Raw genomic sequence first — 15,390 nt, 5'->3', positions numbered from 1 at the left:
GCGAGAGAGGTCTCGATCAGTCCTTGACGCCCTCACGTTGGTGCATGCACTATCTACCACATGCGCGATGAAGCCATAGATTCGATCGCTGCCCCAAATAGTGTTGGGGCAATCTCCCGTCGTTCCGCGATCCGCCTCCTCGTGGGGGCCGCGGTCCTGCCCCCGGTGCTGGGCGCCCTGAACCCCACGGCAGCCGCCGCGGACACCGTGACGAACGCACCGCTACCGGACGCGCTGCGCCGTATCGAGATGCCCGACCTGGACGTGACCGAGCTGCTCCAGGTGACCGGGCCACGCCACCGCCTCACCATGCACCGGGCCACCTGGACCGGCGGCGGCACCTATGTGCGGGATCTGGAGGTGCGCACGTCGTCCGGTTGGTTGCCGGTCACCTCGCCGGAGCGGCGCTTCGACGAACAGTGGGTGGTGCTCACCGGCGAGGAAGGCAGCCCCAACGACTACTACGCGTCGATGCACCCGAACTGGGTGGCGTTCGACTCGATGGAGCAGGTCGGGCGGCGCACCGTCGAACTGCGCAGCAGCGTGCCCGACGCCTACGACCTCGTGGTGCGCTGGAACCTCGACGGTGACAACCCCGAGGTGCAGTGGACCGTCACCGCCGCTCAGGCCCAGCACTACGTGGTCGGCTACCAGTCCTTCGACACCCGCCAGCCCGACGAGGTGGACGAGGTGCTGTGCGGCACCCGCCAGCACGCCCGGGTCATCGAGGACGCCCAGTCCCTCGGCGCCTGGGAACTCATGGCACCCATGACACTGGCCGAGCACCGGGTCGACGGCGGTCCCGTCACGCTCGGGCTGTACACCCCCGCCGAGGTTCTGGAGTTCGAGCACGAGCGCGAACTCGGACCCGACGGTCAACCGTTCGGGATGAGCCTGCGCAACGACACCCGCGACGTCCAGCCCGTCGCGTACGCACCGCAGGCCGGGCGGCGCTCGTCCCTCGCGGCAGGCGAGGCGTTCGGCTACGCCTTCGGGATCTACGCTGCGCCGGGGCCGCTGCACGAGGCCTACGCCGCCGTGGTCCACGACGAGTACGGCTACACCGACTACCGGGAGAACGTGTTCGACACGTCGCTGACCCAGACGGTGTTCAACCTGATCGACCTCACCATGATCGAACCCGCCGAGGACGACAGCGAGGCGTTCGTACCGTCCTTCAGCGGCTGGTGGAACCGCGCCAAGGGGTTCGTGGACATCGAGAACGACCAGGCGGTCCGGACCCCGATCGCGGGCGTGCTGCTCTCCGCGTTCCACCTCACCGGCACCCCGGACCTCTACGACCGGCGCGCCCGACCGCTGATCGAGTACCAGCTCTCCCGGGCCGACGTCGGGCACAGCCCGATCAAGGGCAAGCCGGTCTACGGCAGCCTCGAGAAGTACCGCGTCGGGCAGATCACCGGAGATGCCTCCACCCTCGTCCCGCTCTACCGACAGACGCGTGGGCAGAGCGGCGCGTTGCACCGGCTCGCCATGCGGGTGATCGCGCAGCGCCCCGCGAAGGACGCTCGGACCCCGATGAGTACGCCGCTGCAGGCGTACGAGCTCACCGGGAACCCGGCCTACCTCGCCGAAGCCACGGCCGAGGGGCGGCGCTACCTCCGGGACAACATCGTCACGGCGTACACGACGAACCGGGGCGAGAACGACTTCGGCTACAACTATTCGAAGGCCTGGACCGAGCTCCTGGTCCTGTTCGAGCTCACCGGGGACACCGACTTCCTCGACGCCTCCCTCGCCGAGGCGCGCCGCTACATCACCCAGACCCAGGTGCGCCCGATCCCGCGCGGGAACGTCACGGTGCCGAACCAGCCGTTCATCGATGCTCAGCTCGACCGGTGGTCGGACAGCCCGGTGCTGCCCGACTACCCGCTCGACGACATTCCCGCCGAGTCGGTGCCGGCCTGGGTCGTCTCGACCAGCGGCGTCACGTTCGAACAGCTCAGCACGTACAAGATCGGCCGCGACATCGAGAACCCGGGCGGTGGGTTCTCGATGATCCCGGTCTGGGCGCCGTTCCTGCTCCGGCTCGCCCAGCACACCGGCGACACGCTGATCCATGAGGTCGCGCACAACCTGGTGGTCGGCCGGTTCACGAACTACCCGGGCTACTACAACCGGCAGTTCGTCGCCGCCAACATGAAGCCGGACTTCCCGCTCACCGGCCCGCCGGGGACCACCTGCATCTACTTCCACCACATCCCGGCCCAGCTCGGTCTCGCGCTCGACTACCTGATCACCGAGCAGCTCACCCGCTCGGCCGGGCAGATCAGCTTCCCGCGTCAGTTCGAGTCGAACTACGTGTTCTTCAAGTACTCCACGTACGGCCACGCACCCGGCTCGTTCTACGGCGAGGACGGCGTCTGGCCGTACTTCCCGCCCGGCATCGTGGACGTCTCGGACCACCAGCTCAACTGGATCACGGCCGTCGGCAACGACAGCCTCTACCTCAGCCTGACGAGCGAGACGACCACCCCCTCCATGGCCACCGTCACGTTCTCGCCGGAGCTGACCGGGATCCAGACCCGGAACCGCTACGAGGCCGAGCTGATCAACGCGGACGGGACCCGCGAGAGCGCCACGATCCGCGGCGGACGGCTGCGGGTGCTCGTCCCCGCCAAGGGACTGCGCGCCGTGGTGGTCCGAGGCGTGAGCATGGACGTGCCGTGGCACTGGGAGCCGACGGCGACCGACCGCTCCGGCGCCAGCTTCCACGAGGAGGACACCGACCCGACGTCGAACTTCGGCCTGGTCCGTGCGCTGCTGCTGCCGCGTCCGGCCCGCGACGGGTACGACGCCTACGTCCAGATCGACACCGAGACGCCCACCGACCTCAGCTACCGGGTGGGTGAAGGGACCTGGCAGGACGCGCCGGAGAAGGTGTTCCCCTATGAGTGGTCCATCGGCGTGGACGACCCGACGGCCACGTTCAGCTACCGGCTCACGAACGGCGACGTGTCCACGGCCGACCACACCCTCCACCTCCCGTCCTCAGTCACCGGGGTCTGCCCGCCCGGCGTGGATGCGTGCGGCGAGATCGAGATCAGCCCGGACACCACGGCGGGCGACACCCTCCGGGCCCGTGCCCGGGTCCGCAACGGCACCGACTCCGACCTGACGTCGGCGCAGGTCCAGCTGGGCCTGCCCGACGGCTGGACCGCGGAGCCCGTGGACGTACCGGCGCTGGTACCCGCTACCGGCCACGCCGACTGGACCTTCGACGTCTCCGTCCCCGGTACCCAGCCCGCCGGGCCGGTGACCCTGACCGCCGTCGCCTCCTGGTCCGGTGGCACGGCGGACCTCGACGGCGCCGAGGTGAACGTCCTCGAGGCGTTGCGGATCTCGGCCCTGACCGCGCTGCCGGCTCGGCTCACCCTGCCCGGCGAGTCCACGGAGGTGACGTTCGCCGTGCTGAACGTCGGGCCCCTCGCGCGCAGTGGTGCGCTCACCCTGAGCCTGCCCGCGGGCTGGACCGCCTCGGCTACCACGGTCGCCTACGAGGTGCCCGGCCGGGAGGAACGCGAGTACAGCGTCACGCTCACCTCCGCGGCGACGGCCCGCCCCGGCACCGGCCACCGACTGGTGGCGACCCTGGAGAACCGCACGGAGCGAGCCCTCACCATCCAGATCGCCGGGACCGAGGTCATCATCGACAACGCCGACCTCTGGCCGCGGTACACGGAGGCCGGGTTCTGGCTGCCCAGCACCCTCGCCGGCTGGAACGGCACGGCCACCCGGTTCAGCGAGGAGGGCAAACTCGGCGGCACGGCCACCTGGCGGCCGGAGCTGCGGACCGCCGGGCTGTACGACGTCGCCATCTGGTACCCCACGAACCCGGAGACCACCCGGGCGGCGATCTACAGCGTGCACCACCTGGGCGGCGTGGACGAGTTCGAGGTCGACCAGCAGGCCGGCGCGAACGGCTGGTTCACACTGGGCCGCTTCGAGTTCGAGGCCGGCTCCGAGGGATTCGTGCAGGTGGAGGTGCGCAACCCCGGCTACCACCGCATCGACGCCACCCGCTTCCTTCCGGTCGACGCGGCCTCGCTGCGTCCGGCCATCGAAGCCCTGCAGGCCCCGGCGGTTCCGGCGCCGGGTGCCGCGACGACGCTGACCGCGACGGTTCGCAGCCAGAGCGATGCCCCGGTCCGGGGTGACGTGACCCTCCGGACGCCGCCCGGCTGGACCGTGGTGCCCGAGACGGTCCCGATCGACCTCGCTGCCGCGAGCTCCGTGGACGTGGAGTTCACCCTGACCGCACCCGCCGATGCGGTGGTCGGCTCCCAGCACGAGATCGTGCTCAGCGTCGCGGACGCCACCGCGGCCACGGCCGTCGCGATCACGGCAGCGGATGCGGCCGGCATGTTCCTGGTCGACAACGAGGATCCGGGTTACACCGAGTCCGGGACCTGGAGCCCGAGCAGCCTGCCCGGGCACGACGGCAGCGCCAGCCGCTACGCCGGCGGGCTCACCGGAGCCGCGTGCTCGTGGGCCGCGAGCGCCCCGGCCGGGCGGTACCGGGTCAGCGTCTGGTTCCCCGGGAACGCGACCACCACCACCGCCGCCCCCTACACGGTGGTCACCGCGGACGCCGACGTGCTGGTGATCGTCGACCAACAGGCCGATGCCGGCGCGTGGCGACAACTCGGCTTCTTCGACCTCGCGCTCGGGACCGCGCAGGTCAGGCTGGAGACGACGTCGTCGGGCCACTTCCGCAGTGACGCGGCGCGCTTTGAGCCCGTGGTCGGCGCCGTGTGAAGGCGGCACCGATCCCGTCGGCATCCGGTCGGGGCGCCGGACATGTAGGGGGTGAGCGCCCCCTACGATCGGAGCCGACATGACCCCCTCGCGCCACCTCGACGACCAGCTGGACGCGCAGTTGAGCGCGTCGGCGCCACCCACTCCCCGAGCCACGGACATGACCGACGCCGAGCTGGTGGCGCTCATCGCCGACCGCCGCGAGGCCGCCAGGCCGCCATCCACGCGCGGGAGGCGACGGCGCCTCGCCGCGGTGAGCGCCGCCGTCGTGCTCGGTCTCGCCGGAGCCGGTACGGCCGCTGCGACCGTCACGGAGGCCGACTGGCTGCCGTGGGCAGAGGACCCCGATCTGGCACTCACCTACACGCTCCCGAGCGGGGCCGTCTGTGATGAGCGCATCGGCGACGTCGCCTCGGGCGACTCGGAGATCGCGGAGGCGACTCGCGAGTTCTTCCGGAACAACGACGTCCTGGCGCTGGTGGACGTCGACGCCATGATCACCCAGATGCGCACGGAGGAGAGCGGGTTCTTCGGCGCCGACGGCGTGGAGCTCCCGCCCGACCACCCGGACTGGGAGCCCATGTCGGCCGACATGGAGTACGCGCTCGCGCTGGGACGCGCCGTCTCCGAACTCGTCAACGACGAGCTCGAGAGCCAGGGCTTCGACGTCGAGGACACCGACCTGAACTACTCCGGTCAGGCCTCGTGCCCGGGTGCGGACTGGTGAACGCGAACAAGCGGGCGGAGTCGGTACTCCAGGACGTCCTGACCACGTCGTCCCGGGATCTGCTGCGCTACCTCGAGTACCGGCTCGGTTCGGACGAGGCGCCCGATGCGCTGAGCGACGTCCTCCTGACGGCCTGGCGGCGCGCCGAGGACCTCCCGGACCACGGTCACGATGCCAGGCTGTGGCTCTTCGGCATCGCCCGCAACACTGTCCTGAACGCTCGTCGCAGCAGCCGGCGGAGGTCGAACCTGAGCCTGCACCTGCGTCGGTACACGAGTGAGACCGACGGGGAGTCCGCCGACGCCGGCATCGAGGTCCGTGACGCGATCGACCGCCTGGAGCCCGACCTCGCGGAGCTGATCCGAACGGTGCACTGGGACGGCTTCACCGTCGCCGAGGCAGCCCGCGTCCTCGACATCCCCCCGTCCACGGCGACGAGCCGGTACCGGCGGGCGCGGGAGACCCTCCGGCGTTCGCTCGCTCCGGACGATGGTGCCATCGCGCGAGAGGACTCCGACGGAAGCCACACCAGGGATCTCCGACCGGCCGCCACCCCGACCAGCACCCCGACGATCCACGCCGTCAGAGGGGGTCACAAAACGGCGCCCGCCGGGTAGGTTGTGCAGTAGTCATCGCTGCCGCCGTCGGTTCGGAAGGGGCCCGGTCGCGCATGGGCGCCACGAAGCACGTCCTGCGGAGAGTCGCGCACACCTCCGTCGACCTCGCCACCGGCTCCGTGTCGACGATCACCGGCCGGTTGCCGTACCTCGTGCTGACCCCGACCGACGACCCGGGCGTCATCGCCGACCTGGCCGAGGCGCTCGGGCTCCGCGAGGCGGACCGGTTCGACGCCGAGGACCCGCCGGTGTTCGCACGCACGGTCAAGCCCCGGTTCCGTATCGAACCGGTGCCCGCGGAGCCGGACGCCGAGGCGCTCGCCCTGACGCACACCAAGCGTGGCCCGGTGCTGACCTGGCCGGCGGACCTGCGCACCCTCATGGAGGTGACCCGCGGTGGGCAGGCGCTCCTGCTGCTCGGCGTCGCCGTACGGGCCGCCGGCGAGCCGCTGCATGGCTACCTCGGCCGAGCCAAGGTGCACTCAGGCTGGATCGACGTGGTCCGCGATCGGGTCACGACCGGCTGACCCATCCTGACCAGCGAGAGGCACCACGATGAGCGAGGCCACCCCCGTCGACACCACGGCCGCACCGAGCGGGACGGGCTGTCAGGAGTGTGAGGGCCTCGGCGGCTGGTGGGTGCACCTGCGCCGGTGCGCCGCCTGCGGCCACGTCGGCTGCTGCGACAGCTCACCCGGCCAGCACGCCACCGCCCACTTCCGCGAGACCGGGCACGAGCTGATGCGCTCGTTCGAGCCGGGCGAGGACTGGTACTGGAACTACCGCACCGAGTCCACGGTCACAGGTCCGGAACTGGCCCCACCGAGCTCGCACCCGGTGGACCAGCCGACGCCCGGGCCGGCCGGCCGCGTCCCCGCGGACTGGCGCGATCACATCCACCGCTGACCTGCGCCGAAGCGCGCGGTCCGATGGACCCGTGCAACCGCTGACCGGCGCCGTACCCGGGCGCGGTCGGCGCAGCGATCGGGCCCGCGGCGCCGGGTCAGTGCTCGTCGGCCACGCAGAACTCGTTCCCCTCCGGATCCCCCAGCACCGTCCAGCCGTCCTGTTGCGCCACCACGCGCGCGCCCAGGTCGACGAGCCGGGCCACCTCGGCGCTCCGGTCGCTCGCGGACAGATCGACGTGCACCCGGTTCTTGGCCGTCTTGGCCTCCGGGACCTGTTGGAGGAACAGCGTGGGACCCGGTCCGTCGACCGCCACGGTCGGGTCGGTCTCGGGGGTGAGCCCGAGACCCGCGAGCCGGGCCACCTCGGCGTCGTCATACGCGCGCACCTCGTAGCCGTCCAGGGCCGCGGCCCAGAACCGAGCCAGCGCCGGCGCGTCCCGGCAGTCGATGACGATCTCCCGCAGCGTGGCCACGGCTTCCTCCCTCGGTCACCGCCCGGGCCAACGCACCCGGGCCAGATCACCCGCTGAACGTATGCTCCCCCGCACCCACCTTGACCGACCCTCGCTTCACCCCGGGTGGATACACCCGCGCCACCACGCCGGGCGGGACGCTCACGTCAAGCCGCACCACGCCGTCGGGCCGCTTCTCCCATGAGACGGCGATCTCGCCGTACGGACTGAGGTGCCGCGCACCGGCGTGGGTCAGCGGTCCCTCGGTGAGCGGGTCGACCTCGACCTCCCGGTAGCCGGGAGCGATCGCGACGAGGCCGGCCACCCGGCGGTGCAGGAAGTTGGCGACGGCGCCGAGCGCGTAGTGGTTGAACGACGTCATCTCGCCCGGATTGATCGAGCCGTCCGGCAGCATCGAGTCCCAGCGCTCCCAGATCGTGGTGGCCCCCATCGTCACCGGGTAGAGCCAAGACGGGTTCTGCGTCTGCAGGAGCATCGCGTAGGCCAGTTCGGTGTGCCCGGCGATCACCAGCGCGTCCAGGATCAGCGGTGTTCCGACGAACCCGGTCGCGACCGTGGCGTCCGCCTCCCGAACCAGGGTCGCGAGCCGCTCCCCGGCCCCCTCGACCTGCTCGCCGCTGCCGAGGAGCGCCCAGCACAGGGCCAGCGCGTACACGGTCTGGCAGTCCGAGGTGACCCGGCCGTCCGGTGCCACGTATGCGTTCTGGAACGCCGCCCGGGCCGTGTCCGCCAGGTCCTCGTACTCCTCGGTCAGGGCGCGCTGGCCGAGCGCCCGGGCCGCCCACGCGACCATCTCGGTGGAGCGCACCAGGTACGCCTGCTGGATCACATGCGGGTCGGCCCGGGCGGCCGCGGCATCCTCCGGCGGGGCCGTGGGATCGAGCCAGTCGCCGTACTGGAACCCGGTGCGCCAGAGCGCGGAGTCGTCGACCTCGGCCCAGAGCCGGTCGACCCAGGCTCGCATCGAGGGCAGCTGCCGCCGGAGCAGATCCAAGTCCCCGTACCGCCGGTACAGCACCCACGGCACCATCGTCGCCGCGTCCCCCCAGGCGGTGGCGATCACGTTCTCATCGCGGAGCACGTCCGGGACGACGACCGGCACCCCACCGTCGGGCCGTTGGTCCGCGGCGAGGTCCCGGAGCCAGGAGGACAGGAATCCGTCCACGTCGAACAGGAACGCCGCGGTACGCGCGAACACCTGGATGTCCCCGGTCCAGCCGAGCCGCTCGTCACGCTGCGGGCAGTCGGTGGGGACGTCCAGGAAGTTGCCACGAGTGCCCCACACCACGTTCTCGTGGAGCTGCTCGAGCATCGGTTCGGAGCAGGTGAACCACCCGGTGCGGGTCAGCTGCGAGCCGACGACGGCGGCGCTGACGTCCTCGAGCCGGAGCTCGTCGACGCCCGTGACCTCGGCATAGCGGAAGCCGTGGAAGGTCAGCTGCGGTGCGAGCTCGGTCTCCTCCGGGCCGGCGAGGTCGTAGGTGTCCGTCGCCTTCGCCTTGCGCAGCGGCCGGGTGCCGAGTTCTCCGTGCTCGAGGACCTCGGCGTGCCGGACGGTGATGCGGTCCCCGGCGGCGTGGCCGCGCACGGTCAGGTTCACCCAGCCGACGAGGTTCTGGCCGAAGTCGACGATCTGTTTGCCGGTCGGGCTGTGGACGATCTCGACGGCCGGCACCACCTGGGTGATCCGCACCGGCGGGCCCTCGGGCGCAACCAGGATCCGCGGGTCCACGTCGAGCTCGTCGACCTCGTCCGCCGCACCGAGCGTGCCGCGCAGGCGCAGGTCCGTGTGCTGGCCGTCGTACAGGTCGTCGGAGAGCACGTGCGAGGAGTGCGCCCGCCAGCTGGAGTCGGTGCCGACGGTCTCGACGCGGCCGTCGGCGTAGCGCAACTCGACCTGGGCGAGCAGGGCCAGCCGGTCCCCGTACAGGTCGCGGCGCAGGTCCCAGGTGAGCGCACCGCGGTACCACCCGTTACCGAGGAGCGCATCGACGTCGTTGCTGCCCTCACGCAGGAGGTCGGTGACGTCATAGCCGTGGAAGCGCAGCCGCTTGTGGTAGCTCGTCCAGCCGGGCGTGAGCTCGTCGGCGCCCACCCGGACGCCGTTGATCCGGGCTCGGACCACACCGAGCGCCGAGAGCAGCAGCCGCGCTCCGACGAGCCCCGGCCCCACGGTCACGGTGCCGGTCAGGACCGGGGCCGGGTCGTCGAGTCCGGCCAGGTGCCGCGGAGAGATGAACCGGGCCACCCAGTCCTCGGGCGCCAGGGGCGCGACGTGGAAGGCGAGCGGCGCGCTCCAGGGCGACCAGCCGCCGTCGCCATGGCTGGTACGCACGCGCACCGAGCCGACCTCACCGGCAGCGAGCGGCTCGTGCGGCCACGCGACCGCGACCTGCTCGGCACCACCGGCGCCGGTCACCTCGACCGTCACCGGGGCAGCCGAGCCCCGCACGAGCTCCAACTCGTAGCCGTCCTGCGGCCCGGTGCCGGCCGCGTGGCGCCACCCCACCCGGGGTGTCGGGGTGCCCAGGCACCCGGCCTGCTCGGTTCGCTCGAGGCGCAGGTCCAGGGGCGCTGACTGATCGGAGCCGGGCACGGTGATGAGAAACCTCCGGGAAGTGTCGCCGGCCTGACGGCCGGCGGAATGGGGATGCCCCCTCCTGCCACCACTGACCGTACACGCCACCCGCAGAACGCACGCGTCGATCTTCCGCGTGCCGGAACCGCGGTCAGGACCGGACCGGTACCGCGCCGTCACCCTCCCGGCCACCCGCGAACTGGGTGCGGTACAGCTGTGCGTACCGGCCGCCGTCGGCCAGCAGTTCGGCGTGCGTGCCACGCTCGACGATCCGGCCGGACTCGACCACGAGGATCTGGTCGGCGCCGACGACTGTCGAGAGCCGGTGGGCGATCACGAGCGCGGTCCGACCCTCCAGTGCGGCCCCGAGGGCGGCACTGACGTCGGCCTCGGAGGTGGCGTCCAGGCTCGAGGTCGCCTCGTCCAGGATCACCACCCGTGGCCTGGCCAGCAACAGCCGGGCGATCGTCAGCCGCTGCCGCTCGCCGCCGGAGAAGCGGTAGCCGCGTTCGCCGATCACCGTCTCGAGCCCGTCCGGAAGACTGGTCACCAGGTCCGCCAGCCGGGCCCGCTCGAGCGCCTGCCACAGGTCGGCATCGGTGGCCCCCGGCGCCGCGTAGCGCAGGTTCTCCGCGACCGAGGCGTGGAACAGGTGCCCGTCCTGGGTGACCATCCCGAGCGCGCCGCGCAGGTCCGCGAACGCGAGGTCGCGCACGTCCGCGCCGCCGAGCCGGACCGCGCCGGAGTCGACGTCGTAGAGCCGCGGCAACAGCGAGGCGATCGTCGACTTCCCGCTGCCCGAGGACCCGACGAGCGCCACCACCTGCCCGGGCTCGGCCCGGAACGAGATCCCGTGGAGCACCTCGACGCCGCCGCGGCGGTCCAGGGTGGCGACCTCCTCCAGGGAAGCAAGGGACACCTTGTCCGGGCTCGGGTAGGCGAACCGCACGTCGTCGAACTCGACGGCCAGGGGCCCCGCCGGCAGCGGCGCGGGCGCGGCGGGCTCCTCGATCAGCGGCGGCAGATCGAGCACCTCGAAGACTCGCTCGAAGCTGACCAGGGCTGTCATGGCATCGACCCGGGCACTCGCCAGCGCGGTCAGCGGCCCGTACAGCTGCCCGAGCAGCAGGGCGAGCGTGACCACGGTGCCGGCCTCGAGGGATCCGGCCACGGCCATCCAGCCGCCGAGCCCGTAGACAAGGGCGAGCGCGAGCGCGGAGACGAGGGTCAGCGCGAGCATGAACACGCCCTGTCCCATCGCCGTGCGGACCCCGATCGTGGCGACCCGGCCGGCCCGGTCGCCGAACTCGGCCTCCTCCGCCTCGGGCCGGCCGAACAGCTTCACCAGGGTGGCCCCGGGGGCGGAGAACCGCTCGGTCATCTGCGTGGTCATCGAGGAGTTCAGGTTCGCCCGTTCCTTCTCCAGCTGCGCCAGCCGCCCACCCATCCGCCGGGCCGGGATCAGGAAGATGGGGAGCAGCACCAGCGCGAGCATGGTGATCTGCCACGACAGCCGCAGCATCACGGCGAGCGTGAGGATCAGCGCGATCACATTCGTGACGACGCCGGAGAGGGTGAACGTGAACGCCCGTTGGGCACCGATCACGTCATTGTTGAGCCGGCTCACCAGCGCCCCGGTGCGGGTGCGGGTGAAGAAGGCGATCGGCATCCGCTGCACGTGCGAGTACACGGCCCGGCGCAGGTCGAGGATCAGCCCTTCGCCGATCGTCGACGACAGCCACCGGGAGACCAACCCGACCCCCGCACTCACCAGCGCCACCCCGGCGATCGCGACGGCCAGCAGCACCACCGTGGCCGCCGGCCCGTCCGCGATGATGGCGTCGACCACCCGGCCGGCCAGCACCGGCGTCATCACCGTCAGGACCGCGCCGACCACCGACAGCCCGATGAAGCCGATCAGCTTGCGCTTGTGCGGGCGGGCGAAGCCACCGATCCGACTGAGCGTCGCACGGGTGAAGGTTCGCTTGGGCTGGTCCGTGCGCATCGCCGACTCGAGCGCGCGCCAGTGGCTGAAGTTCATGCTCATCCCCAGAGCATGCGACCTCAACCGCCGTTCAGGTCAACGCTTACGCGGCCGGCGAACGTCGAAGCGCTAGTCGAAGTCGAAGTCGAAGTCGTCCAGGCCGTCGAGGAGGCCGCCGAGCACCATGCCGCCGATGACGCCGCCGAGCAGCCCTTCGGCCCCGCCGCCTCGGCCGCCACGTCGGCGACCGCGGTCCTCGCCCCAGCCGTACCCCTGGTCCTCGCCCCAACCGGTTCGCTGCTCGTGCTCGCGCATGCGCGCGGCCTCGAGGTCGCGTCGTGCGAGCGCGGCCGCGTCCGCGGCGAGGTCCGCGGCCTGCCGGGCCTGGGCAACGGCCGCCTGCGGATCCTCGACGAGCGACAGGCCGCCGAGCAGTCGCTCCGCCTGGGCCAGCCGGGTCCTGGAGTCCGGACCGATGAAACCGGGGTAGTCGGCGATGAGGGTGCGCGCGAGCGCGACCTGACGGTCGGCGTCGGCGTGTGCCGCCTCCAGGTGGGCACGTCGCCGCTCCCGTTCGGGCCGGTTCCTGCGTTCCTGGACGAGCCGGTCCAGCGACTCGTTGGAGGCGCGGAGCCGACTCAGGGTGGTGAACGGGTCACGCGACGCCTCACCGGTCGCGGCGGCCGTCACGGCGGCGTCCAACGCGGCTGCAGCCGTGTCGACCTCGGGGTCCGGGGACGCCGCGAGCAGCTGCCGGGCCTCGGCGATGTCGGAGCGTGAGTCCGCCAGCACGGCGGTCAGGATGGACTCGGCGTGGACGGCCTCCACCTCGTAGTCGGTGACGGCGTCGAGAAGTTCGTCGGCGCGCCGGACGCTGTCGGAGGCGACCCGGATCGCCTTCGTCGCCTCCTCGCCGCGGCCGGCCGTGTGCCGGCGTTCGGCGAGACCCAGGCTGCGCTCGGTGAACTGCAGCAGCGCCTCCGCCTGATCGGGGTTGTTCGCGACAGCGACGATCGCCTCCTCGCTGTAGCGGGTCGAGAGGGTCGCGAGCGCCCCGCGCGCCTCCGCGACCCGGCTCGCGACGTCCACCGACTCCGCCCGCAGCCGCGCGATGGCGGTCGGTGCGTCACGCAGGGCGGCTCGGCGGGTGGCGAACGCCGACGCGGGGGCACGGACGAGCCGGTCCACCTCCGCGGTCGTTGCCAGTACCCCGGCCTCGAGCTGCTGACGTTGCTGCGGCGTCTCCGGTTCGTCGTCCAGGAGCAGACCGTTCAGCCGGAACGCCTCCCGCAGCTGCGTGCGTGCCTGGGTGAGCGCGGTTGCGAACTCGCGCGTGTCGACCTCGCCGAACTCCGCCGTCGCGTAACCGAGCTCGTCGGTGCCACGTCGCACGGTCTCGTCGGCCCGAACGAGTGCCTCGGCGACCTCGGGGGTGACCTCCGGCGCTGGGCTCGGCTTCTGACGTCCGAAGATTCCGCCGAACATCGGGCTCCTCACGTGGGTGGACTCCCATTATGCGTGCTGCGCATGCGGACCACCGCCCAGCGTGGATCCATGCCGCCGAACGCGGCTGCTGAACGGGTCCCTACCTTGTGTCCGTCTCTCAGCCGCCGAGCTGGAGCAGGACCGCCCCACCTGCGGCGAGAACGATCGCGACGATTTCGCGCCTCCAGAGGTGCTCACCCAGGATGAACCGCGCGATGAGCACGCCCCAGACCACGCTGGTCTCACGGATCGCCGCGACCAGGGCGAGCGGGGCATACGCCTGTGCCCAGACGGCGATGCCGTAGGAGGTCACGGACATCAGACCGCCGAACAGCCCCATGCGCACGTTGCCGCGGACCCGTTCGCGCCGGCCCGACCCCATCTGCCATGCCGAGAGGCCGGCGAGGAGCGGCCCGTGCACCGCGAACATCCAGGAGATGTAGGGAAGGGGCTCGGCCGTCATCCGGACGCCGACGCCGTCGAGGAGGGTGTAGGCCGCGATGGCGAACCCCGTCAGCAGGGCCAGCCCGAGCCCCGAACCCGCCCGCGGCACCCCGCGCGAGAGCGCCAGGGTGGCCAGCGCGAACACCAGCAGGGCCAGGCCGAGCCAGGCCGGGGCCGGCAGTCGCTCGTGCAGGAGCAGTACGGCGACGGCGGTCACCACGACCGGGGAGGTCCCGCGCGCGATCGGGTAGAGCCGGCTCATCTGCCCGAGCGAGTAGGCCCTGGTCAGCAGCACCATGTAGACGCACTGCAGGACGGCGGAGAGCACCAGGAACGGCCAGCTCGCCGGATCGGGGAGCCCGAGCGTCGCGGTCGTGATGACCGCACCGACCGCGCCGGTCACGGCGATCACCGAGCCGAAGAGGAAGGTCGCCACCCACCGGTCGCCGATCGACTTGGCGACGGCGTTCCACACCGCGTGCAGGGCCGCGGTCGCCAGCACGACCAGCAGGACCGTGCTGCTGTTCGTCATGAGAACATCGTCGGCTCGGTCACCGGGTCCCGAACGGCCGGCCGATGAATGCCGGCGAGGTGGGCACGGCCCCGAGCACCGCCAACGTGTGGGCCGCGACGTCGGCGTGCTCCAGGGGGTGCGGGCCCGCCGTCGACAACCCGGGACCGGAGGCCGCGATCCAGGCGGTGCGTTCGACCTCGGTGTCGCCGCCATGGCCGCCGTCGTCGACGTGGCCGTGATCGGTGACGACGATGACGGTCCAGTCCTCGCCGGCCCGGCCCGCGACGGCGGCCAGCAGCCGGCCCAGGTGGGCGTCGGCGGCGGCGATGGCGTCCCGATACTCGGGGCCGACCCCGCGCAGGTGAGCGACCTCGTCGGGCGCGCCCAGGTACGCGACCACCAGTGACCCGCCGACGCCGGCGTGAGCCGTCAGGTGGGCGACGGCGTGGCCGGTCATCTCGGCGTCGACGGCGAGCCACGCCTCGCAGGTGTGCGCGGGCGGGCTCGCCGGCGCCCAGCCGCCGCCGGCGAACAGCGGGCCGCCGGACTCGTTCGTGACCAGCGGTGACCAGCCGGCGCCGACCCAGGTGACGACGTCGGGGCGCTGGCGGCGCACGAGGCTCACGACATCGGGATGTTCGGCGTAGCGGTTGCTGCTGAAGTCGTTGTCGACCACGCCGTGGTCCGGGGTGAGCACACCGGTGAAGATGGTCGACCACCCCGGGCCGGAGATCGTCGGCCCGGCGTCGTTGACGCGCAGCGGCCGCAGGAACCCGGCCGCTGCGAGCCCGTCCAGGTGCGGGGTCGCGACCTCGCGGAGGATGTCGTAGCGCACGCCGTCGATGCCCACGACGAGGACATGATCTTCGGTCACGCGGCCAGCG

11 protein-coding genes are annotated in these 15,390 nt (G+C 72.0%); 5 read left to right on the top strand and 6 right to left on the bottom strand.

What is annotated here, in order from left to right; genetic code table 11:
- Positions 1 to 141: 141 nt before the first annotated feature.
- From GKS42_RS01720 to GKS42_RS01700, 5 genes are all read left to right on the top strand, one after another.
- Positions 142 to 4,776: a golvesin C-terminal-like domain-containing protein gene (locus GKS42_RS01720; protein ID WP_154792275.1), complete on the top strand. Its 4,635-nt coding sequence runs from the start codon at positions 142 to 144 to the stop codon at positions 4,774 to 4,776.
- Between the two features lie 79 nt (positions 4,777 to 4,855).
- Complete coding sequence (locus GKS42_RS01715; protein WP_154792274.1) at positions 4,856 to 5,503, top strand: hypothetical protein; 648 nt, start codon at positions 4,856 to 4,858, stop codon at positions 5,501 to 5,503.
- Positions 5,500 to 6,120, top strand: a complete 621-nt coding sequence (locus tag GKS42_RS01710) for an RNA polymerase sigma factor (RefSeq protein WP_232847876.1) — start codon at positions 5,500 to 5,502, stop codon at positions 6,118 to 6,120. Before GKS42_RS01715 ends, GKS42_RS01710 begins: the two co-directional genes overlap by 4 nt.
- 53 nt (positions 6,121 to 6,173) lie before the next feature.
- Positions 6,174 to 6,647, top strand: a complete 474-nt coding sequence (locus tag GKS42_RS01705; protein ID WP_154792273.1) for a hypothetical protein — start codon at positions 6,174 to 6,176, stop codon at positions 6,645 to 6,647.
- A 28-nt stretch (positions 6,648 to 6,675) separates the two neighbouring features.
- A complete protein-coding gene (locus GKS42_RS01700; protein WP_154792272.1) occupies positions 6,676 to 7,026 on the top strand; it encodes a UBP-type zinc finger domain-containing protein in 351 nt (116 codons plus the stop codon).
- A gap of 97 nt (positions 7,027 to 7,123) precedes the next feature.
- Here GKS42_RS01700 and GKS42_RS01695 read toward each other — a convergent pair whose 3' ends face one another.
- The 6 genes from GKS42_RS01695 to GKS42_RS25940 all read right to left on the bottom strand — a co-directional run bounded on the left by GKS42_RS01695 (position 7,124) and on the right by GKS42_RS25940 (position 15,380).
- Positions 7,124 to 7,501, bottom strand: coding sequence for a VOC family protein (locus GKS42_RS01695; RefSeq protein ID WP_154792271.1), 378 nt, complete (start codon positions 7,499 to 7,501; stop codon positions 7,124 to 7,126).
- Between the two features lie 46 nt (positions 7,502 to 7,547).
- Positions 7,548 to 10,097, bottom strand: a complete 2,550-nt coding sequence (locus GKS42_RS01690; RefSeq protein ID WP_232847875.1) for an alpha-L-rhamnosidase — start codon at positions 10,095 to 10,097, stop codon at positions 7,548 to 7,550.
- A 133-nt stretch (positions 10,098 to 10,230) separates the two neighbouring features.
- Positions 10,231 to 12,126 carry an ABC transporter ATP-binding protein gene (locus GKS42_RS01685; RefSeq protein WP_154792270.1) on the bottom strand — a complete coding sequence of 632 codons (1,896 nt, stop codon included), beginning with the start codon at positions 12,124 to 12,126 and terminating at the stop codon, positions 10,231 to 10,233.
- A 66-nt stretch (positions 12,127 to 12,192) separates the two neighbouring features.
- Positions 12,193 to 13,548, bottom strand: a complete 1,356-nt coding sequence (locus GKS42_RS01680) for a hypothetical protein (RefSeq protein WP_154792269.1) — start codon at positions 13,546 to 13,548, stop codon at positions 12,193 to 12,195.
- 118 nt (positions 13,549 to 13,666) lie between these two features.
- Positions 13,667 to 14,524, bottom strand: a complete 858-nt coding sequence (locus GKS42_RS01675; RefSeq protein WP_168217709.1) for an EamA family transporter — start codon at positions 14,522 to 14,524, stop codon at positions 13,667 to 13,669.
- Positions 14,525 to 14,543: 19 nt separating this feature from the next.
- A complete protein-coding gene (locus GKS42_RS25940; RefSeq protein WP_168217708.1) occupies positions 14,544 to 15,380 on the bottom strand; it encodes an alkaline phosphatase family protein in 837 nt (278 codons plus the stop codon).
- Positions 15,381 to 15,390 lie beyond the last annotated feature (10 nt).

Source organism: Occultella kanbiaonis, assembly GCF_009708215.1.
Lineage (GTDB): Bacteria > Actinomycetota > Actinomycetes > Actinomycetales > Beutenbergiaceae > Occultella > Occultella kanbiaonis.
The sequence above is the reverse complement of the archived record's forward strand: the minus strand, read 5'-3'. Positions and strand labels throughout refer to the sequence as shown.